At 72.7% G+C, this 24,669-nt stretch carries 20 protein-coding genes; 6 read left to right on the top strand and 14 right to left on the bottom strand.

Annotated features, from left to right (window positions below; genetic code table 11):
- Positions 1–28: 28 nt before the first annotated feature.
- From ITJ55_RS07575 to ITJ55_RS07535, 9 genes are all read right to left on the bottom strand, one after another.
- Positions 29–2,794 carry a PA14 domain-containing protein gene (locus ITJ55_RS07575; protein ID WP_194594877.1) on the bottom strand — a complete coding sequence of 922 codons (2,766 nt, stop codon included), beginning with the start codon at positions 2,792–2,794 and terminating at the stop codon, positions 29–31.
- Positions 2,795–2,849: 55 nt separating this feature from the next.
- Positions 2,850–3,896, bottom strand: coding sequence for an ABC transporter permease (locus ITJ55_RS07570; RefSeq protein ID WP_194594876.1), 1,047 nt, complete (start codon positions 3,894–3,896; stop codon positions 2,850–2,852).
- Positions 3,893–4,873 (bottom strand): ABC transporter permease, encoded by a 981-nt coding sequence (locus ITJ55_RS07565; RefSeq protein ID WP_194594875.1) that lies wholly within the window; start codon positions 4,871–4,873, stop codon positions 3,893–3,895. The genes ITJ55_RS07570 and ITJ55_RS07565 overlap by 4 nt, the downstream gene beginning before the upstream one ends.
- Positions 4,870–6,504 carry a sugar ABC transporter ATP-binding protein gene (locus ITJ55_RS07560; RefSeq protein WP_194594874.1) on the bottom strand — a complete coding sequence of 545 codons (1,635 nt, stop codon included), beginning with the start codon at positions 6,502–6,504 and terminating at the stop codon, positions 4,870–4,872. Before ITJ55_RS07560 ends, ITJ55_RS07565 begins: the two co-directional genes overlap by 4 nt.
- A 153-nt stretch (positions 6,505–6,657) precedes the next feature.
- Positions 6,658–7,743, bottom strand: coding sequence for an ABC transporter substrate-binding protein (locus tag ITJ55_RS07555; RefSeq protein WP_194594873.1), 1,086 nt, complete (start codon positions 7,741–7,743; stop codon positions 6,658–6,660).
- A gap of 239 nt (positions 7,744–7,982) precedes the next feature.
- Positions 7,983–8,741, bottom strand: coding sequence for a DeoR/GlpR family DNA-binding transcription regulator (locus ITJ55_RS07550; RefSeq protein WP_194594872.1), 759 nt, complete (start codon positions 8,739–8,741; stop codon positions 7,983–7,985).
- Between the two features lie 110 nt (positions 8,742–8,851).
- Positions 8,852–9,769 carry a phospholipase gene (locus ITJ55_RS07545; protein WP_228498073.1) on the bottom strand — a complete coding sequence of 306 codons (918 nt, stop codon included), beginning with the start codon at positions 9,767–9,769 and terminating at the stop codon, positions 8,852–8,854.
- Positions 9,770–10,145: 376 nt separating this feature from the next.
- Positions 10,146–11,396, bottom strand: coding sequence for an AI-2E family transporter (locus ITJ55_RS07540; RefSeq protein WP_228498071.1), 1,251 nt, complete (start codon positions 11,394–11,396; stop codon positions 10,146–10,148).
- Between the two features lie 139 nt (positions 11,397–11,535).
- Positions 11,536–11,757, bottom strand: coding sequence for a DUF1653 domain-containing protein (locus ITJ55_RS07535; RefSeq protein WP_194594871.1), 222 nt, complete (start codon positions 11,755–11,757; stop codon positions 11,536–11,538).
- 41 nt (positions 11,758–11,798) lie between these two features.
- On the opposite strand from ITJ55_RS07535, the gene ITJ55_RS07530 reads away from it, so the two are divergent.
- The 4 genes from ITJ55_RS07530 to ITJ55_RS07515 all read left to right on the top strand — a co-directional run bounded on the left by ITJ55_RS07530 (position 11,799) and on the right by ITJ55_RS07515 (position 16,293).
- A complete protein-coding gene (locus ITJ55_RS07530; RefSeq protein ID WP_370544073.1) occupies positions 11,799–13,211 on the top strand; it encodes a carboxylesterase family protein in 1,413 nt (470 codons plus the stop codon).
- Positions 13,212–13,369: 158 nt separating this feature from the next.
- Complete coding sequence (locus tag ITJ55_RS07525; protein WP_370544072.1) at positions 13,370–14,146, top strand: DUF1275 family protein; 777 nt, start codon at positions 13,370–13,372, stop codon at positions 14,144–14,146.
- A complete protein-coding gene (gene allB, locus ITJ55_RS07520; RefSeq protein WP_194594869.1) occupies positions 14,139–15,539 on the top strand; it encodes an allantoinase AllB in 1,401 nt (466 codons plus the stop codon). Before ITJ55_RS07525 ends, allB begins: the two co-directional genes overlap by 8 nt.
- Positions 15,540–15,573: 34 nt before the next feature.
- Positions 15,574–16,293: an MBL fold metallo-hydrolase gene (locus tag ITJ55_RS07515; protein WP_194594868.1), complete on the top strand. Its 720-nt coding sequence runs from the start codon at positions 15,574–15,576 to the stop codon at positions 16,291–16,293.
- Positions 16,294–16,650: 357 nt separating this feature from the next.
- Here ITJ55_RS07515 and ITJ55_RS07510 read toward each other — a convergent pair whose 3' ends face one another.
- The 5 genes from ITJ55_RS07510 to ITJ55_RS07490 all read right to left on the bottom strand — a co-directional run bounded on the left by ITJ55_RS07510 (position 16,651) and on the right by ITJ55_RS07490 (position 23,102).
- Complete coding sequence (locus tag ITJ55_RS07510) at positions 16,651–17,556, bottom strand: MurR/RpiR family transcriptional regulator (RefSeq protein WP_370544071.1); 906 nt, start codon at positions 17,554–17,556, stop codon at positions 16,651–16,653.
- Positions 17,553–18,809, bottom strand: a complete 1,257-nt coding sequence (locus ITJ55_RS07505; protein WP_194594867.1) for an allantoate amidohydrolase — start codon at positions 18,807–18,809, stop codon at positions 17,553–17,555. The genes ITJ55_RS07510 and ITJ55_RS07505 overlap by 4 nt, the downstream gene beginning before the upstream one ends.
- A complete protein-coding gene (locus ITJ55_RS07500) occupies positions 18,806–20,044 on the bottom strand; it encodes an alanine--glyoxylate aminotransferase family protein (RefSeq protein WP_194595563.1) in 1,239 nt (412 codons plus the stop codon). Before ITJ55_RS07500 ends, ITJ55_RS07505 begins: the two co-directional genes overlap by 4 nt.
- 132 nt (positions 20,045–20,176) lie before the next feature.
- A complete protein-coding gene (locus ITJ55_RS07495) occupies positions 20,177–21,940 on the bottom strand; it encodes an AtzH-like domain-containing protein (RefSeq protein WP_194594866.1) in 1,764 nt (587 codons plus the stop codon).
- Positions 21,933–23,102 carry an acetamidase/formamidase family protein gene (locus ITJ55_RS07490; protein ID WP_194594865.1) on the bottom strand — a complete coding sequence of 390 codons (1,170 nt, stop codon included), beginning with the start codon at positions 23,100–23,102 and terminating at the stop codon, positions 21,933–21,935. Before ITJ55_RS07490 ends, ITJ55_RS07495 begins: the two co-directional genes overlap by 8 nt.
- A 113-nt stretch (positions 23,103–23,215) precedes the next feature.
- Between ITJ55_RS07490 and pucL the strand changes: the two genes are divergently transcribed.
- Positions 23,216–24,109 (top strand): factor-independent urate hydroxylase, encoded by an 894-nt coding sequence (gene pucL / locus ITJ55_RS07485; RefSeq protein WP_194594864.1) that lies wholly within the window; start codon positions 23,216–23,218, stop codon positions 24,107–24,109.
- A 50-nt stretch (positions 24,110–24,159) separates the two neighbouring features.
- The gene (locus tag ITJ55_RS07480; protein WP_235491450.1) at positions 24,160–24,636 is read left to right on the top strand and encodes a nucleoside deaminase; all 477 of its coding nucleotides are present in this window, start codon (positions 24,160–24,162) and stop codon (positions 24,634–24,636) included.
- The last annotated feature ends 33 nt before the right edge of the window (positions 24,637–24,669 follow it).

Genomic DNA, 24,669 nt, shown 5'->3' with positions numbered 1-24,669 from the left:
GTGCGACGTCCCGTCCGCGAGGTGACGCTCAGTCGGCGCTGCCGGCCTCGATCACCGCCTCGTTCGCCGCCCGGACCGCGTCACGGTCCATCTTCTCGATGCGTCGGTCGTAGGTGTAGAACCCGTTGACCTCGCCCTCGACGTCGGTCAGCTGCGTGTAGACCGACCCCGAGAGGTAGTCCGACGCGGGGCCGACCAGGGCGTCCGTGTTCTCGACGTACGCCTCGGTCAGGGCCTGGGGCGAGTCGACCTCGCCGTAGGGGTTGACCGAGCCGCCGGGCCACACGTGACCGGGGGCCGAGTACGAGAACCCGCCGTGCTCGCCGTCCATGGCGGCACGACGTCCGTCCGGTCGCGGCAGTGCCGGGCCGGTGTACTGGTGCCAGTCGATCACGTCGCCGCGGCCGCTGTCGCCCTTCGAGTTGCAGCAGTTGACGCCGCTGTGGGCGTCGACCAGTCGCGAGGGGTCCTGGGCCTTGACGCCGTCGGCGATCTCGCCGGTCACGTCACGGTTCCACTCGCCCCAGCCCTCGTTGAACGGCACCCAGCCGATGATCGACGTGAACGAGTCGTGCTGGTCGATCATCGTCTTCACCTGCGACCGGAAGACGTCCTGCGTGGCCCGGTCGGCGTTGCCGCCGTTGTTGGCCGGCATGTCCTGCCAGACGAGCATGCCGAGCTGGTCGGCGTGGTAGTACCAGCGGGCCGGTTCGACCTTGATGTGCTTGCGGATCGTGTTGAACCCGAGGTCCTTCGTGGTCGAGACGTCCCAGGCGAGCGCCTCGTCGGTCGGCGCGGTGTAGACGCCGTCCGGCCAGTAGCCCTGGTCGAGCGTCGACAGCAAGAAGGTCTCCTTGCCGTTCAGCAGGATCTTCTGCTGACCGCCGACCGACCCGATCGAGATCGACCGCATGCCCTGGTAGCTGCCGACGGCGTCCTTCGACCCGCCGCCGCTCATCGTCGCCTGGACGTCGTACAGGTACGGGTCGTCCGGGCTCCACAGGTGCAGCTCGTCGATCTTCACCGACAGCTGCTGGTTGGCGACTCCGCGGGCCGAGCCGACGATGACGCCGTCGTGGTCGCGGACGAGCACCTCGACCTTCGACTTCGAGGAGGCGCTCGCCGACACCGCGGTCACCTTCAGCGACCCCGTGGCCAGGTCGGGCGTCATCTTGAGGCGGTCGACGTGCGCCGCCTGGACGGGCTCGAGCCACACGGTCTGCCAGATGCCGGACGCGGGCGTGTAGAAGATGCCGCTCGGGTTCGGGTCCTGCTTGCCGCGCGGCTGGTTGCCGGTGGTGTCGTCGACGCGCACGACGATCTCGTTCGCGCCCTTCTTGTTGAGGGCGTCGGTGACGTCCGCGCTGAAGGCGTCGTAGCCGCCGGTGTGCGTCACGACCTTGCGGGCGTTGACGTACACGGTCGCCTGGTAGTCGACCGCACCGAAGTTCAACACGACGCGGTTCTTGTCGTTCTTCTTCCAGTCCTTCGGCGTCTCGAACGTGCGGCGGTAGACCATCGAGTCCTCGTGGCGTTCGACGCCGCTCAGCTGCGACTCGATCGGGTACGGCACGACGACCTGTTCGGCGAGGTCCTTGCCGAACGGCAGTCGGTCGCCCGACTTCCAGGCCGCGAACTGCCACTGGCCGTTGAGGTTCTGCCAGCGGTCGCGCGTCAGCTGCGGGCGCGGGTACTCGGGCAGCGGGTTCGTCGGGTCGACGTCGGCCGCCCACGGGGTGGTCAGCACGTAGGTCGACAGGTTCGTCGCGGGCTGGTCGAAGGCGGGCACGGCGACGCCGTCGACGGTCAGTCCGCCGAGGCCGTCGTAGGCCACGCGCACGGTCGTGCCCTTCTGCAGCGGTCCGCCGGGGGTCACCACGAGGCCCCGGCCGTCGGCGGCCACCGTGACGGCCTCGACCGGGAACCCGCTCTGGTCGACCGAGAGCGTGAGGTGCTCGGCGAGCTGATCCGCGCCTCCCACCGTCCCGGGCAGGACGACGTCGACGACGTCACCGGCCTCGGGCACGGTCGCCTCGACCGGGTAGACGGCGAAGTCCGCAGGAGGCGCGAACGCCTCGAGCGGGACGATCGACTTCTCGACGCCGGGGCCGGCCCAGCTGAGGTGCATGTTCGCCCCGCCGGTCGCCTGGAACATGTCGAAGCGGAACGGCACGGCCTCGCCGGCGGTCAGCGTGACGGGGGTGCCGACCTGCTCGACCTCCCAGTCGTTGACCCAGTGATCGATGACCTTGCTGCCGTCGATCCAGAGGCGCATGCCGTTGTCGCCCTTGGCCGAGAAGGTGTATTCGCCGGTCGCGGGGGCGGTGACGGTGCCCGTCCAGCTCACGCCGGCGAACTCGCCCTGGCCGGTGCGTTCGGCGAAGACCGGCACGAGGTTGCCGTAGTCGATCTGCGTGTCCAGCACGCTCACGGTCGGCGGCTGCTGCAGCTCGAAGGTCGGCTCGGGGCCGAGCGTCGAGTAGTCGCCGCGGAGGCCGTGCGTCGCGACCGCGGCCGGGGCCGCCGTGGGCGCCGGGCTCGCGGTGGCGGTCGGGCTCGCGGTCGGCTCGGGCGTCGCGGTCGGCGTGGCCGAGGCCGAAGGTGATGCGGTGGGCGTCGCCGTGCCCGAAGGCGTCGGCGTCGCGGAGGTGCCGGGGGTGGGCGTGGGGCTCGCGCCGCCGACGGCGGACGCCGTCTGGCCGAGGCCCAGCGTCGCGGCCATGACCGCCGCGAGGACGAGCGCCGTGGTGGCACCGCCTCGCTTCAGCCGACCACTCCGTCGTGGTTCTGACATGGGACTGACCTTCCTGTCGGTGATCTCGATGGGGTGATGCAGTCGGCGCGGGGGTTCAGTCGTCACCGCTTCGCGAGCGCGCCTGGATGCGGGACAGCTGCACCTGTCCCACGGCGACGGCGACCAGGAGGACGCCGTTCACCACGGCCTGCCAGTTCGAGTTGGTCAGGCCGAGTCTGTTGATGAGGTTCGCGACGACCTGCAGCAGCACGATGCCGACCAGCGAGCCGAACACGGTGCCGGCCCCTCCGGTCAGCAGGGTGCCGCCGAGCACGACGGCGCTGATCGCCGTGAGCTCGAGGCCGACGCCGAGCGTGGTGACGCCCGAGGCCGTGTACGACGCGGTCAGTGCCCCGGCCAGGCCGGCGAGCAGGCCCGAGACCGCGTAGACGAGCACCTTCGACCGGCGCACCGGCAGGCCCATCAGCTCGGCCGCGTCCTCCTGCCCGCCGACGGCGAGCAGGGTCGACCCGTAGGAGGTGCGGCGCAGCACCACGACGCCGGTCGCGAACAGCACGACGGTGATCCACACCGGCCAGCCGAGACCGAGGAACGTGCCGCGGGCGAGCCCGAGGAACGCGCTGTCGGCGGGCACCTTGTAGGTCTGTGCCCCCTCGTCGGTCAGGATCAGCAGCAGGCCCCGGGCGAACAGCAACCCGGCCAACGTCACGATGAACGCGGGGATGCGCGTGCGCGAGATGATCGAGCCCTGGACGACCCCCATCAGCCCGCAGCCGACCAGCGGCAGCAGCAGGGCGACGGCCACGCCGTACTGCGAGCCCCAGGCGGCGAGGACGCCGCCGAGGGCGTAGACCGACCCGACGCTCAGGTCGATGCCGCCGGTGAAGATGACGAAGGTCATGCCGAGCGCGATCGGCGCGAAGAACGACGCCTGGACGGCGATCTGCCCGAGGTTGCCGGTCGTGGCGAACGACGGGAAGGCCACGGCCATCACGACGACGAGCACGACCAGGGTGGCGAGGGCGCCGTTGCGCTGCGCGAGCCGGGCGATCAGCTCACCGCGCGACCGGCTTGTGCGGACGACGCGGGTCGAGTCGGCGGCCGACTCGACGACCGTGCCCGTGGCGGGATCGGGGCTCATGCTCTCTTCCTTCCGAGCTGCACGTAGACGGCGACCACGATGACCGCGGCCTGGATCATCTGGGCGACCGAGTCGGGGACGTCGTGGGCGACGAGGGTCGAGACGAGCACCTGCATGAGCAGCGCTCCGGCCACGGTGCCGACGACCCTCACCTTGCCGCCGGTCAGCGGCGTGCCGCCGATCACGACCGCGGCGATGGCGTTGAGCTCCATCAGCAGCCCGAGGGTGCGGGGGTCGCTGGCCTGCGAGCGGGCCGCGGCCAGCACGCCGGCGAGGGCGGCGAGCACGCCGCAGACGACGTAGACGATCAGCAGGATGCGCTTCAGCCGCAGGCCGGCCAGTTCGGCGGCCCGCGGGTTGCCGCCGATCGCCTCGACCCCGCGACCGAACGTGGTGCGCCGCACGACGAACCAGACCACGACGAAGACCAGGGCGGCGATCAGCACCGTGTAGGGGATGCCGACGACCGAGCCGCTGCCGAGGGTGACGAGGCCGGGGTCGGTGAGGTTCTTGATCTGACCGCCGATGACGTTGGCCAGGCCCCGGCCGCCGACGAAGATCGCCAACGTGGCGACGATGGGCTGGAGGCCCAGGCGCGAGACGAGGGTGCCGGCGACGAAGCCGGTGACGAGCCCGGCGGCGACCCCGATCAGGATGGCCGGCAGCGTGCCGTAGCCGATGTAGAGCGGCATGATCGCGGCGCTGAGGGCCATGACCGACCCCACGCTGAGGTCGATGCCCTTCGTGCCGATCACCAGCGACATGCCCAGCGCGACGATGATCACGGGCGCGGCCTGGATCAGCTGCAGCCGGAGGTTCGACCCGCTGACGAAGTACGGCGTGATGACGACGTTCACCAGGACGAGCACGACCAGGGCGAGGTAGACGCCGTTGCGCGCGACCCAGGCGGCGTCGAGGCGGCGACGCGGTCTCGCGGTCTGGACCCGCGCCTCCGGTGCCTTCGTGTCGGTGCTCATGCCGCGCCTCCCGTACCCTGCGGGGCGGACTCGCCGACGAGCGCGGCGAGCAGGCGCGAGTTCGTGACCTCGTCGCCGGTCAGTTCGTCGGACACCCGGCCGTCGCGCAGCACGACGACGCGGTCCGAGCCCTCGACGAGCTCGTCGGTCTCGCTCGAGATGAGCACGACGCCGAGGCCGCGGGCAGCGAGCTCGTCGATGAGCCCCTGCACCTCTCGCTTGGCGCCGACGTCGATGCCGCGGGTCGGCTCGTCGAGCAGGAACACCCGGGGCTCGGTGCACAACCACCGGGCGATCAGCACCTTCTGCTGGTTGCCTCCGCTGAGCTGTGAAACGAGCTGGCGGGGGCTCGAGACCTTGATGCCGAGCCGCTCGACGAACGTGTCGACGAGCGCGTCGACCTTCGCGTCGCTGATCACGCCGAAGGTCGAGACCCGGTCGAGCACGGCCAGCACGATGTTGTCGCGGACGCTCAGTTCGGGGATGATGCCCTCGGCCTTGCGGTCCTCGCTGAGCAGGGCGACGCCGGCCGCCAGCGACGACCGGATCGAGTTGCGCCGCAGCGGACGGCCGGCGACCCGCACCGTGCCGTCGGTGGTGGCGAGGGCGCCGTAGACCGCCTTGACGGTCTCGCTGCGTCCCGATCCGAGCAGCCCGGCGAGGCCCAGCACCTCGCCCGGCCGCACCTCGAGCGAGATGTCGTGCAGGGCGGCGCGGGCGTCGAGCCGGTCGACGCTCAGGATCGGCTCGGTGCCGAGCGCGGGGGTCGCGGTGGTCTCGCCGACGCCGCTGCCGCCGAGGACGCCGCCGTCGACCGGGTCGGCGGACTCGCCGAAGCTCGTCGCCCCGTGGGCGGCGACGTCGTCGATGTCGCGGCCGAGCATGTGCGAGATGAGCTCGCGACGGTCGAGCGCCGCCATCTCGCCGGTGTGGACGACCCGGCCGTCGCGCAACACGGTGACCGCGTCGCAGAGCTGCCACAGCTCGTCGAGCCGGTGCGACACGAACACGATGCCCGCGCCCGCGTCGCGCAGCCGACGGGCGACCGTGAAGAGCGTCTCGACCTCGCGCAGTTCGAGCGACGAGGTCGGCTCGTCCATGATGACCACCTTCGCGTCGATGGTCACGGCCCGCGCGAGGGCGATCATCTGCTGGATGCCGAGGCCGAGCAGCCCCAGGTCGCCGGTCACGTCGACGTCGATGCCGAGGTCGCGGGTCAGCGCCTGCGCCTCGCGGTTCATGCGGCGCAGGTCGATCAGGCCGAGGCGGGTGCGCGGCTCGCGGCCGAGGTAGATGTTGCGGGCGACGCTGAGCAGCGGCACCAGGTTGACCTCTTGGTAGACGGTGCTGATGCCGGCGTCCTGGGCGTCGGCCGCCCGCCCGAACGCGGTCTCGGTGCCCTGGTAGAGCAGCCGTCCCTCGTCGGGTCGGTGCACCCCGGTGAGCACCTTGATCAGCGTCGACTTGCCCGCGCCGTTCTCACCGACCAACGCGTGGATCGAGCGCGAGGCGACGCTGAACGAGACGCCGTCCAGGGCCGTGACGCCGGCGAAGCGCTTCGTCACGTGGTCGGCCTGCAGGGCCGGGCCCGGGGCGACGGACGCCGCCGGGGCTGGGGATGTGGTCGTCATCGACCGTCCTTCGTGTGGGATGCGGGCGTGCGGGGGACGCGAGGAGGCGCGGGTGCGGTCACCGCGCCTCCTGCGGTGTCGTGCTCGTCGGGCCGACGACGGCCGGGCGACGGGCGACCCGGGACCGCGACCGCCGGGGCCGCGGCCGCCGGATCAGAAGGCGTTGCCGAGGTCTTTCTCGGCGTTGTCCTTCGTGTACTCGCCGTCCTTGATGATGACGTCCTCGGGGATGGCGTCGCCGGCGTAGAACGCGTCGAGCGTCGAGAAGACGAGCGGACCGAACCGCGGGTTCGACTCGATGACGGCGTTGTACGAGCCGTCCACGATCGCCTGGACGGCGTTGCGCGTGCCGTCGATCGACACGATCTTGACGTCGTCGCCGGGCTTCTTGCCCGCGTCGCTGATGGCCGTCATGGCGCCGAGGCCCTCTTCGTCGTTGAAGGCGTAGACGGCGTCGATCTCGGGGTTCGACTGCAGCAGCTGCGCGGTGACGTCCTGCCCCTCGGACCGGCTGGCGTTCGCCGTCTGTTGCGCGACGATCGTGATGTCGGGGTACTTCGCGGCGACCTGGTCGACGAAGCCCTTCTGGCGGCCGTCGGTCACGTTGTTGCCCGACGGGCCGAGCAGGACGGCGACGTTCGCCGTGCCGTCGGTCACCTCGGCGAGCGCGTCGGCGGCACGCGCGCCCTGGTCGACGAAGTCGCTGCCGAGGAAGGTCAGGTAGTCCTCGCACGCCGTGTTCGTCACCTTGCGGTCGATCGTCACGACCGGCACGCCCGCGGCCTTCGCGGCGCTGAGCGCCGGGTCGAGGCCGTCGCTGTTCACCGGGGCGACGACGAGGATCTGCACGCCCTGGTTCAGCAGGTCCTGGATGTCGCTGATCTGCTTCGGCAGCTCGTTGTTGGCGTTCGTCACGACCAACTCGGCACCGGCGTCGGCGGCGGCGTCCTTGAGGGACTGCGTCTCGGCGGCGCGGAAGCTCGCCGAGTCGGGCTCGGACTGCGAGAAGCCGATCTTCGCGCCCTCGATGTCGACCTTCTCGACGCCGCTGCCGCCGTAGGTCTGCATCGTGCAGCCGTCGGCACTCGTCGCCGAGGGGTCGGCGGCCTCGGCGGCAGGTCCGCCCGAGCCGGCCGACGTGGCGGCGCCCTCGTTGGTGCATGCGGTCAGCGCGAGGCCGGCGACCGCGACGAGGACGGTGCTGCGCAGCCAGGCGCGACGGATGGTTGACGTGGGCATGCGTTCTCCTTCGAACGGACGCGGGCGTCGTCGTCGACGCCCACCGCTGCTGTCGTGCTCTGAGGTGACATCGATGTCACCATCTGCGACAGAAGCTATCAGAAACGAAACAAAGAGGACAAGACTCTTTCGCGAACGAAAGGGAGGCGGGTACAACGACATCCCTTGAGCGTCAAGGAACAAGCACTCTTGAGGACCGTTCGGGGTACGAACGACGGCTCAGAACGCGACAGAAACGATCAGACGACGTGCACGTCGACGCCCGCCGACCGCAGGGCGTCGAGCTCGTGCGGCGACGACGCCCGGTCGGTCACGAGGTGCGCGATGTCGGCGGTCGGCACGGTGCGGGCGGCCGTGCGCACCCCGACCTTTGTGTGGTCGACCAGCACCACCACCTGGTACGACGCGGCCGCCATCACGCGGTCGACGTCGGCGACGGCCAACGCGGGCGTGGTCAGCCCGACGTCGGCGGCCAGCCCGTTGCCCGAGAGGAAGGTCGTGTCGGCGTGGACGCCCCGCAGCATGCTGACGGTGGCGTCACCCGTCATGCAGCGGATGGAGGCGCGGAGCGAGCCGCCGGTCACGATCACCTCGTTGTCGGGTGCCGCCACGAAGGCCTCGGCCACGGGCAGCGAGTTCGTGATGACCGTCAGGCCCGTGCGGTCGAGCAGGGACAGGGCCAGCGCCTCGGTCGTCGTGCCCGCACCGATGACGAGCGTGTCGCCGTCGTTGACGAGGGTCGCGGCGAAACGCCCCATCGCCGCCTTCTCGTGGGCCGACTGCTCGACCTTGTCGACGTAGGGGGTCTCGCGCGAGTCGCCGTGCGCGACGGCCCCGCCGTGCGTGCGGGTGACCAGGCCGAGCGACGCCATCTGGTCGAGGTCGCGTCGCACGGTGACCGCCGAGGTCTCGAGTCGCTCGGCAGCTCGCGCGATCGAGACGGCACCGTCGACGCGGATCATCTCGAGGATCAGGTTGCGGCGTTGGACGGCGAGCACGGGGTCAGCCTACGGCGGGCCCGCCCGGTGACCGGTGGGCGAAGGCCGGCCCGGCGACCGATGATCGCCGGGCCGGGCCGCCGACCGGTGGATGGGGTCGGGGCGGTCGATCAGTACCAGTTGACGGACTGCGAGTGCGACCAGGCGCCGCACGGGCTGCCGTAGACCGACTTGATGTAGCCGAGGCCCCAGGTGATCTGCGTCTTGGCGCTCGTGGCCCAGTCGCTGCCGGCCGAGGCCATCTTGCTGCCGGGCAGCGCCTGCGGGATGCCCGTCGCCCCGCTGGGGTTGTAGGCCTTGTAGTTCCAGCCGGACTCCTTCGTCCAGAGCGAGACGAGGCACGAGAACTGGTCGCTGCCCCAGCCGTACTGCGACGACGCGAGCGACTGGGCGGTCGCCTTGGCGCCGGCGACCGAGTTGTCGGAGGCGGCGCGGGCGGCCTCGGCGGCAGCGGCGGCCTCGGCGGCGGCCTGCGCCTCGGCGGCGGCCTGGGCGTCGGCGGCAGCCTGCGCGGCTGCGGCGGCCGCTGCGGCAGCGGCCGCGGCCTGGCGGTCGGCCTCGGCGGCGGCGGCCTGCACGGTCTGCGCCGAGAGGGCGGTCTTCTCGACGCGGGCGTTCAGGGTGGACGCGTCGAGCTTCTCGTAGTCGGCGAGCGACGCGACCTGGGTCTGCAGGTCGCTCGCGTCGGTCCGGCTCGACGTCGAGGCCACGACCTGGTTCGCGATCTGGATGGTCGACTTCGCCTTGGCCTGGGCCAGCGAGGTCGCGATGTCGGCCTCCTGCTGCTTCACGTCGGCGGCGTGCTGCTCGGCCGAGATCGTGGTGTCGGCTCCGGCGGCCGTCATCGAGGTGACGGCGAAGCCCGTGCCGGCGACGAGGGCGACGGCGGCCACGCCCCCGATCAGCGACAGTCGGCGACGAGCGGCGCGGCGGCGGCTCGCGGCGAGCGAACGGCGGGTGACGGGTGCCTCGACGGGCGTCGTGGTCGACGCGTCCCCGTCGGGGGCAGGGGTGTTCTCGGGTGACATGTGGTCCTCGTGCTCGGCCGACCCGCGCCGCCGGTCGGGCGGGGCGCACACGGCCGCACCGCACCGGGCGCTCGAGGCACGCGGGGCGGCCGGGTTCCACGCAACGGGGGCGAGGGGCCGTGACAGGTCGGTGTCGGTCTCGCGGGGCCGTGGGGCCCCGACTCGTCCGCCGCTGCTGCTCGGCCGAGCGGGACTCGGTCGGGAGGGGCGCACGCGCCCGGGCGAAGTGACGAGTATGCAGAGACTTCCTGAGTAGGAGCACACAATCCGGTGTCGAACCACACAGTCCGGCGCATCAGCCCAGCGGATGACATCGACCCGCGCCTCCCTCATCCGAGCGAAGGAGGCGCGGGTCGCGCCGGTCAGCCGCCCGCGATCATGCCGTCCCCGACGCCCCCGCGGCGACGTCGTCCGCGACCCGGGTGCGACGCCACGCACCGGTCGCGACGTACTTCACCATCACGTTGAGCACGGCCACCGTCGGCACCGCGAACAGCGCGCCGGGGATGCCTGCGACGTACGATCCGCCCGCCACCGCGAAGACCACCGCGAGCGGGTGGACGCGCACCGCCGAGCCCATCACGAGCGGCTGCAGCACGTGCGCCTCGAGCAGGTGGACGACGAGCACGCCGGCCAGCATGATGACGGCTTGCAACGGCCCGGCGAAGACCAGGGCGACGACGACGGCGAGGGCGCCGGTGACGATGGCACCCACCACCGGGATGAACGACGCCAAGAACACCAGGATCGCGATCGGCACGGCGAGCGGCAGGCCGAGGAAGAACGCGATCAGGCCGATGCCGACGGCGTTGACGGCGGCGACGACGATCTGCACGCGCACGAACGAGGTCAGCGTGTGCCAGCCCGCCTGGCCTGCCCCGTCGACCGCCGGTCGGGCCGCCTTCGGGAAGAGCCGGACGGTCCAGGCCCAGACCCCGCGGCCGTCGATCATCAGGAAGATCGTGGCGAACAGGGTCAGCAGGCCACCGGCGAGCAGGTGCCCGGCGGCCGTCCCGATCGACAGCACGCCGCTGAGGATCGCCTTGCTCTCGGTCTGCAACGCGTTCTGGGCGTCCTTCAGATAGCCGTCGACGTCGGCGTTCGTCAACTGGAAGGGCGGCCCCTGCAGCAGCGTCGTCAGCTGGTCGTACTGAGCGACCGACTGCTTCTCGATCTGCGGCAGGCCGGCACGGATCTGGGTCACCGCGAGCAGCACGAGCCCGCCCACGACGACGACCCCGGCCAGCAACGCCGCCACGATCGCCAGCCAGCGCGGCCACCGGTGCCGGTGCAGGAACCCGGCGACCGGCACGAGGAACGCCGACACGAGGATCGCGATCAGCAGCGGGACGACGATCTCCTCGAGCGTCGCGATCAGCCAGAACAGCACGGCGAGTGCCGCCGCCACCGCGAGCAGCCGCCAGGCCCAGGCGCCCGCGACGATCATGCCGGGGGGCAAGGAGGCGCGAGCCGGGTCGGCGGGGACGGCACCGGTCGTGGCGGGGGCGGGGGCGGTGGGGGCGGCCGCGGTGGGCGCGGTGTGGTCGGGGGTGCGGGTCGCGTCGTCCGTGGCGCTCCCGTCTGTGGCTGCACCCTGGGTGCGCTGGGAGCGACGTGAGAACTTCATGAGCCGAGTGTCCGGCCGCGCGGCTATCAACCGGCTGTGACTTCGCTGACCTGCGTCGCGCCTCCTGAGGTCGGGGGTCCGGGCCGGACGCCCGACGGTCGCGGCCCGGCGTGCGAGCCGGCGTGCGGACCGGCCGGAGTCAGGCCTCGGGCGCGAACCTCGGGCCGTCGTACCCGTCACGGGTGACCCGTTCGGACCACGCGGCGAGCGGACGCACCCAGAGGCCCTGCTCGCCGTACAGGGCGCGGTAGACGACGAGCGGCTCGTCGGTCTCGCTGTGGCGGGCGGTGCCGAGCACCTCGTAGCGACCGCCCTTGAAATGGCGGTACGGCCCGGGGGCGGGAGGGGTGTCGGCGCTCATGCCGCGAGCCTAGACGGGCGACGCGGGCCACGATGGGTCGGGTGACCCAGGACGCTCCCCGCTCGACCGCCAGCACCCCGACCACCCCGGGCGAGCCCGTCGTCGACACCGACGAGCGTGCCGCACGCCGCGAGTTCGACACCCCGTCCGGCCGCGTCGTCGGCCGGGTCGACGGCGACGTCGTGCGCGTGCTGGGCGTGCCCTACGCGGATGCGGGCCGGTTCGAGCCGCCGCGGCCGGTCGCCCCGTGGTCGTCGCCGCTGCTCGCGTTCGACCGGGCGCCCGCGTCACCGCAGCTGCCCGCCCCGGGGCTCGAGGCCCTGATCGAGGGCGCCGCGGCCGACATGGTCGACGACGAGCACTGCCAGCGCCTCTCGATCACCCTGCCCGCCGACCTGGCGGCCGACGAGCGCGTGCCGGTGATGGTGTGGATCCACGGCGGCTCGTACGTCTCGGGGGCGGGCGACCTGCGGGTCTACGACCCCCGGGCGCTCGTCGCCGAACAGCGCGTGGTCGTCGTGACCGTGACCTACCGGCTGGGCATGCTCGGCTTCTTCGGTGACGGCGACGCGGTGCCCGCCAACCTCGGCCTGCTCGACCAGCTCGCGGCCGTGCGCTGGGTGCACGACACGATCGAGGCGTTCGGCGGGGACTCCTCGCGCATCACCCTGTTCGGTCAGTCGGCGGGCGGCGACGCGATCGCCCACCTCATGATCAGCGAGGGCGCCAGGGGCCTGTTCGCCCGGGCCATCGTGCAGAGCGCCCCGCTCGGCATCGTGCGCGGACGCACCCGGATGATCGCGGCCATGACGGAGGCGGTGGGGACGCCCCGCACGGACGCCCCGATCGACGAGGTGCTCGCCGGGCAGCCCGTGGCCGAACGAGCGGCCAAGCGCTTCGGCCTGCGCGGCGGCATGGCCTTCGGCGTCCAGTACGGACGGGCTCCCCTGCCGGCCGAGTCGGACGCCGACGACGCGTGGCGCGAGGTCGCGCCCGAGATCGACCTCCTGATCGGCTCGACCACCGACGAGACGGCGGTGTTCGCCGAGTTCTCGACCCCGCTGCAGCGGGTGTTCTCCTTGCCCCTGGTCGGCCGCGCGATCCGCCGCGTGCTGATCGACGCGACGACGAAGGCCGTCTACCACCGGGCAGGCCGCGCCTTCGCCGAGCGGCACCGGGCCGCCGGCGGCCGCGTCTCGACGTTCCGGTTCACCTGGGAGCCCGAGGGCACGGCCTTCGGCGCCGCCCACATCACCGAACTGCCGCTGTTGCTCGGCGGCCGCGAGGCCTGGGGGCACACCCGCTTGATCGGCACCACCGACTGGGCGGACGTCGAGCGCCGCGGCCGCAAGGTGCGCCAGGTCTGGGCGGACTTCGCCCGCACCGGAACGGTCGCCACCGACGCGACGGCCGGGCTCGCCGACACCCTCGTCGTCGACCGCCGCCCGTCCTGACGCCCCGCGCCGCGCCTCCTTCCCTCCACACCCTCGGCACGGTGTTCGCGCCGGGGGGTGCCGCGACCATACGATCGACGGCAGACCAGACACGCCGACGCCGCCGTGGTCGCCCTCCCCGCCGTGCCTGCCGCGGCGCCGAGCACCAGAGGACCCTTGTGAAGAAGTTCCGCCGCGACCAGGCGCGCATGCACCTCGTGATGATGCTGACGCTGACGTTCACGACCGGCATCATCGACGCCGTCGGCTACCTCGGCCTCGACCGGGTGTTCACCGCCAACATGACCGGCAACGTGGTCATCCTCGGCATGGCCATCGCGCAGGCCGACGGGCTTCCCATCGTCGGTCCGATCGTCGCCCTCGCCGCCTTCTTGCTCGGCGCCGCGATCGGCGGGCGGGTGCTGCGCGGCGGCCGGGCCGGCTGGTCGGGCCGCAGCACGACCTCGTTCGGCGTGACCGGCGGCGTGCTGCTGGGGCTCGGCGTCTCGACCTTCTTCTTCGTGCCCGAAGAGAACACGCCCTGGGCGTTCACGATCACCGGCCTGCTCGGGGCGGCCATGGGCCTGCAGGCGGCCGCGGCCCGCAAGATCGCCGTCGCCGACGTCACGACCGTCGTGGTCACGTCGACGATCGTCGGCCTGGCATCCGAGTCGAAGCTCGCCGGGGGCACGGGCAAGAACTTCCCGCGGAGGGTGCTCGCCGTGGTGCTGATCCTCGCCGGCGCAGGCGTCGGAGCGCTGCTGCTGCAGGTGCACATCGGCGTCGGCATGGGCGTCGCCGGCGGTCTGACGCTGCTGGTCGCCCTCACCGGCCACCTGCTGCGCGAGCGGCGGAAAGAGCTCGAGGCCCGCGAGGCGGCAGCAGCCGCAGCGGACGCCGAGACCCGGGAGGCGCGCCCGGCGACCAGCGAGGCGAACGGTGCCGCTCGTGGCTGACGGCACGCGAGCGGATCTCGTCGTCCGGGCCCGCCGTGCACTCGTCGACGGCGGGTGGCGCGAGGCGAGCGTCGTCGTCCGTGACGGCCGGGTCGTGTCGATCGGTGACCTCGGCGACGACGTCTCCGCGACCGTCGACGTGACCCTGCCCGACGACCAGGTGCTGCTGCCGGGCGTCGTCGACAGCCACGTGCACGTCAACGAACCCGGCCGCACCGAGTGGGAGGGCTTCGCCACCGCGACCCGAGCCGCTGCCGCCGGCGGGGTGACGACCATCGTCGACATGCCGCTCAACAGCATCCCGCCGACGACGACGGTCGACGCCCTCGAGCAGAAGCGGTCCGCCGCCGGCCCGCAGTCGGTCGTCGACGTCGGGTTCTGGGGCGGGGCGATCCCGGCCAACCTCGGCACGGGCGACCTGCGGGCGCTGCACGAGGCCGGGGTCTTCGGCTTCAAGGCCTTCCTGTCGCCGTCCGGCGTCGACGAGTTCCCCCACCTCACGACTGCACAGCTGCACGAGGCGATGGCCGAGCTGGCCGAGTTCGACGGCCTGCTGATCGTGCACGCCGAAGACCCCGACGGGCTCGACGCCGCGGCCGGCGACGCATCGTCCGGAGCACCCACCGGAGGCGCGGCGTACGACGCCTTCGTCCGCTCGCGCCCCGACGTGGTCGAGCGCACCGCGATCGAACACGTGGTCGACGCCCTGCGCGCGACCGGCGGGCGGGCACACGTGCTGCACCTGTCGTCGGCGACCGCCCTCGACACCATCCGGGCCGCGAAGGCCGAAGGGCTGCGGCTGACGGTCGAGACCTGCCCGCACTACCTGACCTTCGACGCCGAACACATCGGCGACGGGGCCACCCAGTTCAAGTGCTGCCCGCCGATCCGGGGCGAGGCCAACCGCGAACTGCTCTGGCAGGCGCTGGTCGACGGCACGATCGACGTCGTGGCGAGTGACCACTCCCCCTCGACCCGCGAGCTCAAGTTCGCCGGCGGCGCGGACGGCGCACACGGCGACTTCGACGTCGCCTGGGGCGGCATCTCGGGCCTCGAGCTGAGCTTCCGCGCGGTCTGGACCGGGGCACGGCAGCGGGGCATCGCCCTCGAGACGGTCGTCGGCTGGATGTCGCGGGGCACGGCCGCCCTCGTCGGGCTGCCCGCCAAGGGCCGCATCGCCGTCGGGGCCGACGCCGACCTCGTGGCGTTCGCCCCCGAGACGCCGGTGACGATCGACGTCGACGACCTCTCGCACCGCAACCCCGTGACCGCGTACGACGACGCCCGTCTGTTCGGCGAGGTCGCGGCGACCTGGGTGGGCGGCCGGCTGGCGGGGCCGAGCGCGCCTCCTGCCCGACTGCTCGTGCGCCCCGACGCCGGGGTGGCGTCGTGATCGGCACCGTCGACGGGGTCGCACCGTGGGGCGCGTGACCGTCGCGCCGGTCGAGGTCGCGCCCGGGGTGCACTTCGTCGAGGGGCCCGCGTCGAACTGGACGATCCTGTCGGGCGACGGCACGCTCACGCTGGTCGACGCGGGGTACCCGGCCGACCTCGAGCTGGTCGAGGCGTCGCTGCGCTCCGTGGCGGCGGGCTCGGGCCTCGAGCTCCCCCGTCTGACGTCGGTGCTGGTGACGCACGGTCACAGCGACCACATCGGAACGGTTACGGCCCTGCGTCGGCGCCACGAGTTCGACGTCCTCGCCGCTCCGGCCGAGGTGCCGAACGTGACGCGTGACGAGCTGCACCAGGTCACGGTCGGTGACGTGCTGCCGCACCTGTACAAACCGCGTTTCGCCCGGTGGGTGCTGCACGCGGTGCGGGCCGGTGGCCTGGGTGACGTCGGCGTGGCCGACGTCGTGCCGCTCGTCCCGGGCACGCCACGGACCTTCAGCGGCCACCGGGTGGTGCCCACCGCAGCCGTCGGCCACACCCCCGGGCACACCGTCTTCTCCCTGCCCGACGACGACGTGCTGATCACCGGCGACGCCCTCGTGACCGGCCACCCGACCTCACGGCTCGACGGCGTCCAGATGCTGCACCCGATCTTCCACGACGACCTCGCCGAAGCCGGCCGCACCTACGGCCGCCTCGTCGAGCACCGCGCGCGGGTCGTCCTGCCCGGCCACGGCCCGGCGCTGCTGCGCTGACGTCCGGCGGCGCACGGCGGACCACCGAACGAGAGGGTGCCGGTCGGTCGCGCCACCGGTGACGGATGCGGAACGGAAGCGCCAGAGATGCATGATCAGGCGGACCTGATTACACTGGTCCCGAGTGTTCAGCTCGGGATGCGTGTGCGCATCCCTGGTCTTCTACTCGGAGGCCGGCCGAAGCCCGCGACTGTTGCTGCAGTCGCGGGCTTCACTCGTTCCGCAGGCCTGGCGACCGGCGGTCGAAGCCGACCCGGGGCCACCACCCGGCGGTGTGTCGGCCCGTGAGGTCGAGCCTAGATGAGATCGGCCGTCGTCACATGTGACACATCGGCCGGTCGCACGTCGCCCTGTGACCTACTCGAGCTCGCTCAGCTCGGCGTAGAGCTCGGTAACCTCGGCCACGCGACTGCGGCCCCCCTCTGGCCGACCCGCCCGGACGGTCTCGGTCAGCACCGCCCCGGCCAGCAGGGCGGCCAGGCTCATCGCGCTGGCGTAGCTGTCGAACGGGGCCGGCGTCTCGACGGGGCAGTCGAGCCGCACGGTCACGTCGACGCCACGCAGCGACGGATCGGCGACGAGCACCACCGGGACCCCCCGGGCGGCCAGCGACGACAGCACGCCGGCGAACCCGGCCGGCCGACGTCGGAAGCCCACGAGCACGACGACGTCGCCCGAGCCCAGACCGACCAGCTCTTCACCGATGGACTGCCCAGGTTGCGGCGCGACCCGCACGTCGTCGCGTGCCTGGACGAGCTGCTGCCGCAGGTGCAGGGCGACCGGGTAGCTGTTGCGGAACCCGGCGACGACGACCCGGTCGGCCGCCGCCACGAGTGACGCCGCACGCTCGAGGCGACCGTCGGCGAGCCCCGCGAGCATGACGTCGAGGTTGCGCCGTTCGGCCTCGGCGTGCTCGGCGAGCCCGCCGGAGGCGCGGGTCGGCCCGACCGGCACCCCTCGGCTGCGAGACGCCCGCGCCTGGTCGCGCACCTCTTGGGCGTCGCTGAAGCCGAGCCGCCGGAACAGCCGCGAGACCGTCGCCTTCGACACGCCGCTCTGCTCGGCGATCTCGGTCGCCGTGTAGACGGCGAGGTCGTCGAGGTGGTCGAGGATGAAGTCGGCCGCGCGCTGCTCCTGCGGCGAGAGCCGGCCGTAGCCCGAGTCGATGCGGTCGCGGATGCCGGCCCCCTCGACCGCACCCGAGCCTCCTGCCCCGACCTCGTCGACGAGGTCGTCGCCGGCCGGCACGATCGGATCGCTCACGCCGAGGCCCGTGTCGCGACCGGGTGCCCCGCGGCGACCGCGTGGACCGCGGCCTCGAAGGCGTCGAGCGCGACGGCCACGTCGGCGAGGGTGACGATCTCGTCGGGGTGGTGGCTGATGCCGCCGTTGCCGCAGCGGACGAACAGCATGGCCCACCCGGTCAGCTCGGCGACGGCCATGGCGTCGTGCCCGGCCTTCGAGAACAGGACCATCGGGTCGGTGTCTCCGGTGGCGACGACGCCCTCGCGGACGAAACCACGGAGGCGCGGCGAGGCCACCACGGCCGGGGCCCGGTGGGTCTCGTCGACGGCGAAGGTCAGGCCACGACGCTCGCCGACCTCGGCGGCGACGGCCTGGATGCCGGCCCAGACCTCGTCTCGACGGTCGTCGTGCTCACCGCGGAGGTCGAGGCTGAACTCGACGAGCCCGGGGATGACGTTGACCCCGCCGGGGAACGCCTGCAGTCGGCCGACGGTCGCGACGCAGTCGGCCTCGCGGGCCAGGCGCTCGACGGCGAGGACGATCTCGCTCGCCCCGGCGAGGGCGTCGTGCCTCCGGTGGAAGGGCACTCCGCCGGCGTGACCGGCCACACCGGTCAGCGTCAGCTCGAAGCGGCGAGCGCCGGCGATCGACGAGACGACGGCGAGGGCGCGGTCGGCCTCTTCGAGGTACGGACCCTGCTCGATGTGCGTCTCGAGGTAGCCCACGACGTCGGACGGGTCGTACGCGGCGTCGGTCACCCGGTCGGGGTCGAGGCCGAACGCGTGGAAGGCGTCGCGCAACGTCGTGCCGCCGGCGTCGACCAGGGACCACCACTCGGGCAGCCAGGTGCCGGCCACCGCACGCGAACCGAGCAGGGCGGTGCCGAACCGGGTGCCCTCTTCGTCGCCGAACGCCAGCACCTCGATCGCGAACGGCAGGCGGGTGCCGGCGGCGTGGAGACGGCCGACCAGGGCGATGCCGAGCAGCACGCCGAGGATGCCGTCGTAGCGACCGGCGTCGGGCACCGTGTCGAGGTGCGAGCCGAGCAGCAGGGCGGGCTGCCCCGGCTCGGTGCCCTCGTAGCGACCCCGTTGGTTGCCGGCGGCGTCCTGCCAGGTCGTCATGCCGGCCTGCTGCATCCACTCGGCGGCCATCGCGTTCACCCGGGCGTGCTCGGGCGAGAGATAGACGCGCTCGATGCCGGTCGCACTGCTCGAGACCGCCGCGAGGGCGTCGCAACGCTCGAGAACGAGACGGGCCTCGGAGCTCACGCCGCGCCTCCGTCGCGATCGACGTCGACGTCGTGGTCGACGTAGAGGCCGCGATCGACGTCGAGGTAGACGTCGTACGCCGCGCCGACGCCGCCTCCGCCGGTGATCGGGGCGCCCTCGCGCCGCAGGACGGCCTCGAGCGCGGCCAGCGTCGTGAGCACGGTGTCACGCCGTGCGTTGTAGCCCATCGTGCCGATGCGCCACACCTTGCCGTGCAGCGGGCCGAACGAGGTGCCGATCTCGATGCCGAAGTCGGCGAGCATCGCCCCGCGCACCCGGTCGCCGTCGACCCCGTCGGGGATCACCACGGCGACCACGTTGTTCATCTTGTGCTCGAGGTCGCCGAAGGTCTCGAGCCCGAGCCCCTGCACGCCGGCGAGCATCGCCCGGCCGTGCAGCTCGTGCCGGGCGACCGCGGCGTCGAGGCCCTCGTCGACCACGACGCGGGCGCACTCCCGGGCGCCCCAGAGCATGGTGGTCGCCTCGGTGTGGTGGTTGAGGCGTTGCGGGCCCCAGTAGTCGAAGATCATCGCGAGGTCGAAGTAGTTCGACGCGATGCGGTGTGCGCTGGTCGTGTCGCCGTCGCCGCGGATGCCGGCCTCGATCGACGTGCGGGCCCGGATGACCTCGACGGCCCGCTCGCTGTAGGTGACCGGCGACGAGCCCGAGGGGCCGCCGAGGCACTTCTGCAGTCCGGCGCTGACGGCGTCGAGACCGAGCTCGTCGGTGCGGAACGCGTTGCCGACGATCGAGGCGGTGACGTCGGTGTAGAACAGCACGCCGTGGCGGGCGCAGACCTCGCCCAGGCCCTCGAGCGGCTGGGCGACGGTGGTCGAGGTGTCGCCGTGCACGACCGCGAGCAGCTTGGGCTGCACCTGTTCGATCGCACGGGTGATGGTCTCGAGCGCGAAGACCTGGCCCCACGGCACCTCGATGACGTGGACCTCGGCGCCGCAGCGTTCGGCGATCTCGCGCAGCAGATGGCCGAACCGCCCGAAGACCGGCACGAGCACCTTGTCGCCGGGCTCGATCAGCGACACGAGCGACGCCTCGATGCCGGCACGCGAGGTGCCGTCGACGAGCAGCGTCTGCTGGTTCGTGGTCTGGAACACCTCGCGGTAGAGCGCCTGCGTCTCGTCCATGTAGGCGGTCATGGCGGGGTCGTACTGCCCGACGAGCTGAGCCGACATCGCTCGCAGCACCCGCGGATCGGCGTTGATCGGGCCGGGGCCCATCAGCAGGCGGGCGGGCGGATCGATCGGCTGGAAGACTCGTTTCACCTGACCCACCCTACGCAACCCGTGTTTCAGGCAGGTGAACGAGTCGACTCGTCGACCGGGCTGCGCCCGTGGCCGAGGAGGCGCGGGTCACGTCGCCCACGACGCCGCCAGACCCAGCAGTCCCAGGTCGGTGCCCCTCGGCCCCACGAGGCAGAGCCCGACGGGTGCGCGGCGCCCGGAGGCGAGCGGCACCTCGAGCACGGGAGCCGAGACGGCAGGAGCACCGAGGACTCCCGCGATGCACGTCAGGCCGAGCGTCGCCGAGCGGACGGCGTCGACCTCGGCCGCGGTCGCGCCGAGCGACGGTGCAGCCGACGACGCGCTCGGCAGCAGCAGCACCCGCCCGTCGAGGAGGGCCTCGAGACGGCGACGCTCGTGCCCCAGTGCCACCCGCGCCTCGTCGGCCTGCTGCGACGTGATCGTCGAACCGAACGCGAACCGGGACGCCACGTCGGGGGCCAGTTCGCCCGGATGCGCGGTGATCCAGTCACCGTCGGACTGCCAGGCCTCGAACGCCTGCAGTACGCGGAACAGCTCGAACAGCTGCGCGACGTCGCCCAGCTGCACCTGACCGGGACGCTCGACGCGGCCCGCCGCGGTCGCCTCGTCGAGTGCCCGCCCGAACTCGACCCGCACCTCGGGGGCGACCGAGGCGAGCAGGGTCGGGTCGACCACGTACGACGGCTCGACCGACACCTGCTCCGCCGCGGGCAGCGACGCCGCCGCCGCCCGACGGAGGGTGTCGACGTCTCGGGTCAGCCAGCCGACCGTGTCGAAGGTCGGAGCGAGGGGCAGCAGCCCGGTGCGGTCGACGGCCCCGTGGGTCGTGCGGATGCCCCAGAGGCCCTGGTACGACGCCGGCACCCGGAGCGACCCGCCGGTGTCGGTGCCGAGGCCGATGCTCACCTGCCCGAGGGCGACCGCCGTCGCCGGGCCGCTGGTCGAGCCCCCCGAGATCGCCCCGGGCACGGCCGGGTTGGGCGGGGTGCCGAAGGCGGAGTTGCGACCGGCGATGCTGTAGGCGAATTCGTCGGTCTGGGCGATGCCGCGGAGGTCGGCCCCCGCGTCGACCAGGTGCTGCACCGCGGCCGCGTGGCGGGCCTCGACCGGGGCGTTGTGCAGCCGAGCGGGCACCCCGGCACCGATCGCGTGCCCCGCGACGGCGAAGAGGTCCTTCACGGCGACGGTCTCACCCGCGAGCGTGCCGACGGACGGCGCCTCCTCGGCTCGGCCGCCGTCAGAGCCCCCGGTCGCCCCGGTCGCCCCGGTCGCCCCGGACGGCCCGGCGGGCGCGGCGGGCCCGGGCCCCGACCCCGACCCCGCAGGAGGCGCGGCGAGGGTCGCCCCCGCCTCTCGCCGCCCGGCGACCAGCGGCTCACCCACGACCCGCCACACCCGGCGGTCGACGGCCGGCGGTGGTGCCTGCACCTGCGCGGAGGCGACGCGCCACGGCCGAGCACCCCCTGAGCCGCCGCCCGGTGCGCGCCGCCAGAGCTGGGTGACGACCCCTCGCCCACCACCGGCGGGAGCGTTGACGGACACGATCAGGGCCGTGTCGGCGTCGACCACCCGGACGTGCCGTTCGACCACGCGCCGGACGGGCCCGGAGCCGCGTCTGCCGCGGAACGCCGTGATCGCCTCGTGCCCGACCAGGAGGCCCCCGGCGTCGGCACGCAGGACGGTGGCGGTCGGCTCGAAGGCTGCGGCGAGCGCCGCCTGGTCGTCTGCGGCGAGCGCGCGCTCGTAGGCGTCGAACGCGGCGAGCAGGCCGTCGGGCAGGTCACCCTCGACGGACGTGGGGACGGTGCCCGGAGCGACCCGCGCCTCCTCGGGGCCGTTCGCCTCAGCCACCGAAGTCCGCCTTGCGGATTCGGGCGTGCACGCCCTTGACGAGGTCGACGACCTGCGAGATGTCGAAGTCGGTCGCGGCCGAGAGGTAGGCGTAGGCGAGGCTGCGGTCCATGCCGTAGCGGGCCTCGAGCAGGTCGATGGCCGCCCGCACGCAGGCCCGCACCGCCTCGTCGAGGTCTTCGTCGAGACCGGTCGGCACGAGCAGGTCGGCGGTCTCGGCGAGCGGCCCGGCGATCTCGCCGAACATCGCGACGGCCTCGGCGCGGGGCACCAGGTCGAAGCGGACCGTGACGCGGAGGCTGGCCTCCATCGCGGTGAGGGCGACCTCGCCGTCGCCCTGGGCGAAGTGCGGATCGCCGACGTAGGCCAGGGCGCCGGGCACCTGGACGGGCAGGTGCAGAGATGCCCCCTCGGTCAGCAGGGCGATGTCGACGTTGCCGCCGTGCGACCCCGGCGGCACCGAGTGCGGGCGCTCGTCGCCCGCGACGGCGACGCCCATGATGCCGAGGAAGGGGTGCAGGGGGAACCTCACCGTGTGGTCGCCACCCGGCACGAGCGGCAGGGTGCCGACCAGCGAGCCGTCGGGGTCGTGGTCGACGGCGGCGAACACGCTGACCGGGCCCGCCTCGAGCGGGTACTCGCCGGCCAGGGCGCCGCGGCCGTGACGGTTCGAGATGACGCCGTAGGGCACGCGCGGCGTGGCGTCGAGCAGCGTCATCGTGATCAGGTCGCCGGGCTGCGCCCCGCGGACGGCGATGGGCCCCGTGACGACGTGGGGGCCGTCGGCCGTCGCGTCGCGACCGTGCGCCGCGTCACTCGCCGCGGCCAGCTCGACGGCGTCGTCGAGCACGTGCTCGGCGGGCACCCCGTGGCGGGCGAAGAAGGCCCGCGGATCACGCCCCTGGTCGTCGAGGACGCCCTCGTGGCTGAGGGTGTCGATGACGACGGCGGTGCCCGGTTCGATCGTCAGCACGGGCTCGTCGCCGGCACACGGGAGGCGCCCCCAGAAGGTCGTGTCGAGTGTCGCCGGCAGGTAGGGGACACCCCCGTCACCCTCGTTGCGGCCGTCGCCGCCGCCGTCGCCCGAGGGCAGCGGTTGCAGGATCGGGGTCGCGGGAACGGGGCCCGACGGGGGTGCGGAGGTCGCCTCGGAGATCGCCATGCCCAGCACAGTAGCGAGTGGACGTCTCGTCCCGATAAGCCTTCTGAAACGAGTTGTTCACAAATGGTCGATCGTGAAACAAGTCGTTCACACGGTTGTGTGATCATCGCGGCATGGCGATCATCCTCGGCGACAACCAGTACGGCAAGGCGGAATCACGACTCGTGCGCTTCTCCCGCGACGGGCCGCGGCACGAGATCCGCGACGTCAACGTCACGACCGCGCTGCGCGGCCCGTTCGACGCGGCGTACCTCCACGGCGACCAGAGCGCCGTGCTGCCCACCGACACCCAGAAGAACACCGCGTTCGCGTTCGCCAAGTCGAAGGGGGTCGAGGCCGTCGAGGCCTTCGGGCTCGAGTTGGCCCGGCACTTCGTGCACGACGTCGAGCCGGTGACGGGCGCCCGCATCGAGATCGAGCAGTTCGGCTGGCAGCGGGCCGTGGTCGACGGCACCGAGCACGACCACACCTGGCTGCGGTCGGGTCAAGAGGTGCGCACGGCGGCCGTCACGGTCGACGACAGCGGCGAGCACGTCGTGGGCGGGCTGAAAGACCTCGTGCTGCTCAAGTCGACCGGCTCCGAGTTCGCGGGCTTCTTGACCGACGAGTTCACGACGCTGCCCGAGACGCACGACCGCGTCATGGCGACGGCGCTCGACGCGAAGTGGCGGTTCGCCACCACCGACGTCGACTGGGACGCCACCTACGCCGAGGTCAAGCGCCTGATGGTCCGCGAGTTCGCCACCCTGCAGTCGCTGGCCCTGCAGCAGACCCTGTGGCACATGGGCACCGCCGTCCTCGAGGCCGTCCCCTCGATCGTCGAGGTGCGGCTCAAGGCACCGAACAAGCACCACTTCGCCTACGACCTGTCCCCGTTCGGCCTCGAGAACCCCGGCGAGGTCTTCTGGGCGGCCGACCGGCCCTACGGGCTGATCGAGGCGACGGTGCTGCGAGACGACGCCCCGCCGGCCCACGACGCCTGGCGCGCCTCGGCAGGTCTCGCATGAGCCTCGTCGAGTCGACCGACCCCACGCCCGCCGCACCTCGAGGAGACACCGTGACCGACGCCGACGACGCCCGCTGGCTGGCCCGCACCATCGAGCTGGCCGTCGAGAACGTCGCGAACGGGGGCGGGCCGTTCGGGGCCGTCGTCGTCCGCGGCGACGAGCTGGTGGCCGAGGGGCAGAACCGGGTCACGGCGAACCTCGACCCCACCGCCCACGCCGAGGTCACGGCCATCCGCGCGGCCTGCCAGGCCGTCGGCGACTTCTCCCTGGCCGGCACGACCCTCTACACCTCGTGCGAACCGTGCCCGCTGTGCCTCTCGGCCTCGCTCTGGGCGCGGGTCGACCGGGTCGTCTACGCGGCCGACCGGCACGACGCCGCACGGGGTGGCTTCGACGACCTCGAGTTCTACGAGCTGTTCGCGCGCGACCGATCGACCTGGGACCTCCCCGTCGACGAGGTCCGCCCGTCGAACGCACCGGCCCCGTTCGAGGCATGGGCCACTCACGACCACCGCACCGACTACTAAGCCGATCGATGTCCCCGGGTCACCCCGCTCGCG

This window comes from Frigoribacterium sp. VKM Ac-1396, from assembly GCF_015350895.1.
GTDB lineage: Bacteria > Actinomycetota > Actinomycetes > Actinomycetales > Microbacteriaceae > Frigoribacterium.
The sequence above is the reverse complement of the archived record's forward strand: the minus strand, read 5'-3'. Positions and strand labels throughout refer to the sequence as shown.

Coding starts and splice junctions, on each gene's coding strand:
- ITJ55_RS07575 (WP_194594877.1), bottom strand. CDS start 2,794: ATGTCAGAACCACGACGGAGTGGTCGGCTGAAGCGAGGCGGTGCCACC.
- ITJ55_RS07570 (WP_194594876.1), bottom strand. CDS start 3,896: ATGAGCCCCGATCCCGCCACGGGCACGGTCGTCGAGTCGGCCGCCGAC.
- ITJ55_RS07565 (WP_194594875.1), bottom strand. CDS start 4,873: ATGAGCACCGACACGAAGGCACCGGAGGCGCGGGTCCAGACCGCGAGA.
- ITJ55_RS07560 (WP_194594874.1), bottom strand. CDS start 6,504: ATGACGACCACATCCCCAGCCCCGGCGGCGTCCGTCGCCCCGGGCCCG.
- ITJ55_RS07555 (WP_194594873.1), bottom strand. CDS start 7,743: ATGCCCACGTCAACCATCCGTCGCGCCTGGCTGCGCAGCACCGTCCTC.
- ITJ55_RS07545 (WP_228498073.1), bottom strand. CDS start 9,769: ATGTCACCCGAGAACACCCCTGCCCCCGACGGGGACGCGTCGACCACG.
- ITJ55_RS07540 (WP_228498071.1), bottom strand. CDS start 11,396: ATGAAGTTCTCACGTCGCTCCCAGCGCACCCAGGGTGCAGCCACAGAC.
- ITJ55_RS07535 (WP_194594871.1), bottom strand. CDS start 11,757: ATGAGCGCCGACACCCCTCCCGCCCCCGGGCCGTACCGCCATTTCAAG.
- ITJ55_RS07500 (WP_194595563.1), bottom strand. CDS start 20,044: ATGGGCCCCGGCCCGATCAACGCCGATCCGCGGGTGCTGCGAGCGATG.
- ITJ55_RS07490 (WP_194594865.1), bottom strand. CDS start 23,102: ATGGCGATCTCCGAGGCGACCTCCGCACCCCCGTCGGGCCCCGTTCCC.
- pucL (WP_194594864.1), top strand. CDS start 23,216: ATGGCGATCATCCTCGGCGACAACCAGTACGGCAAGGCGGAATCACGA.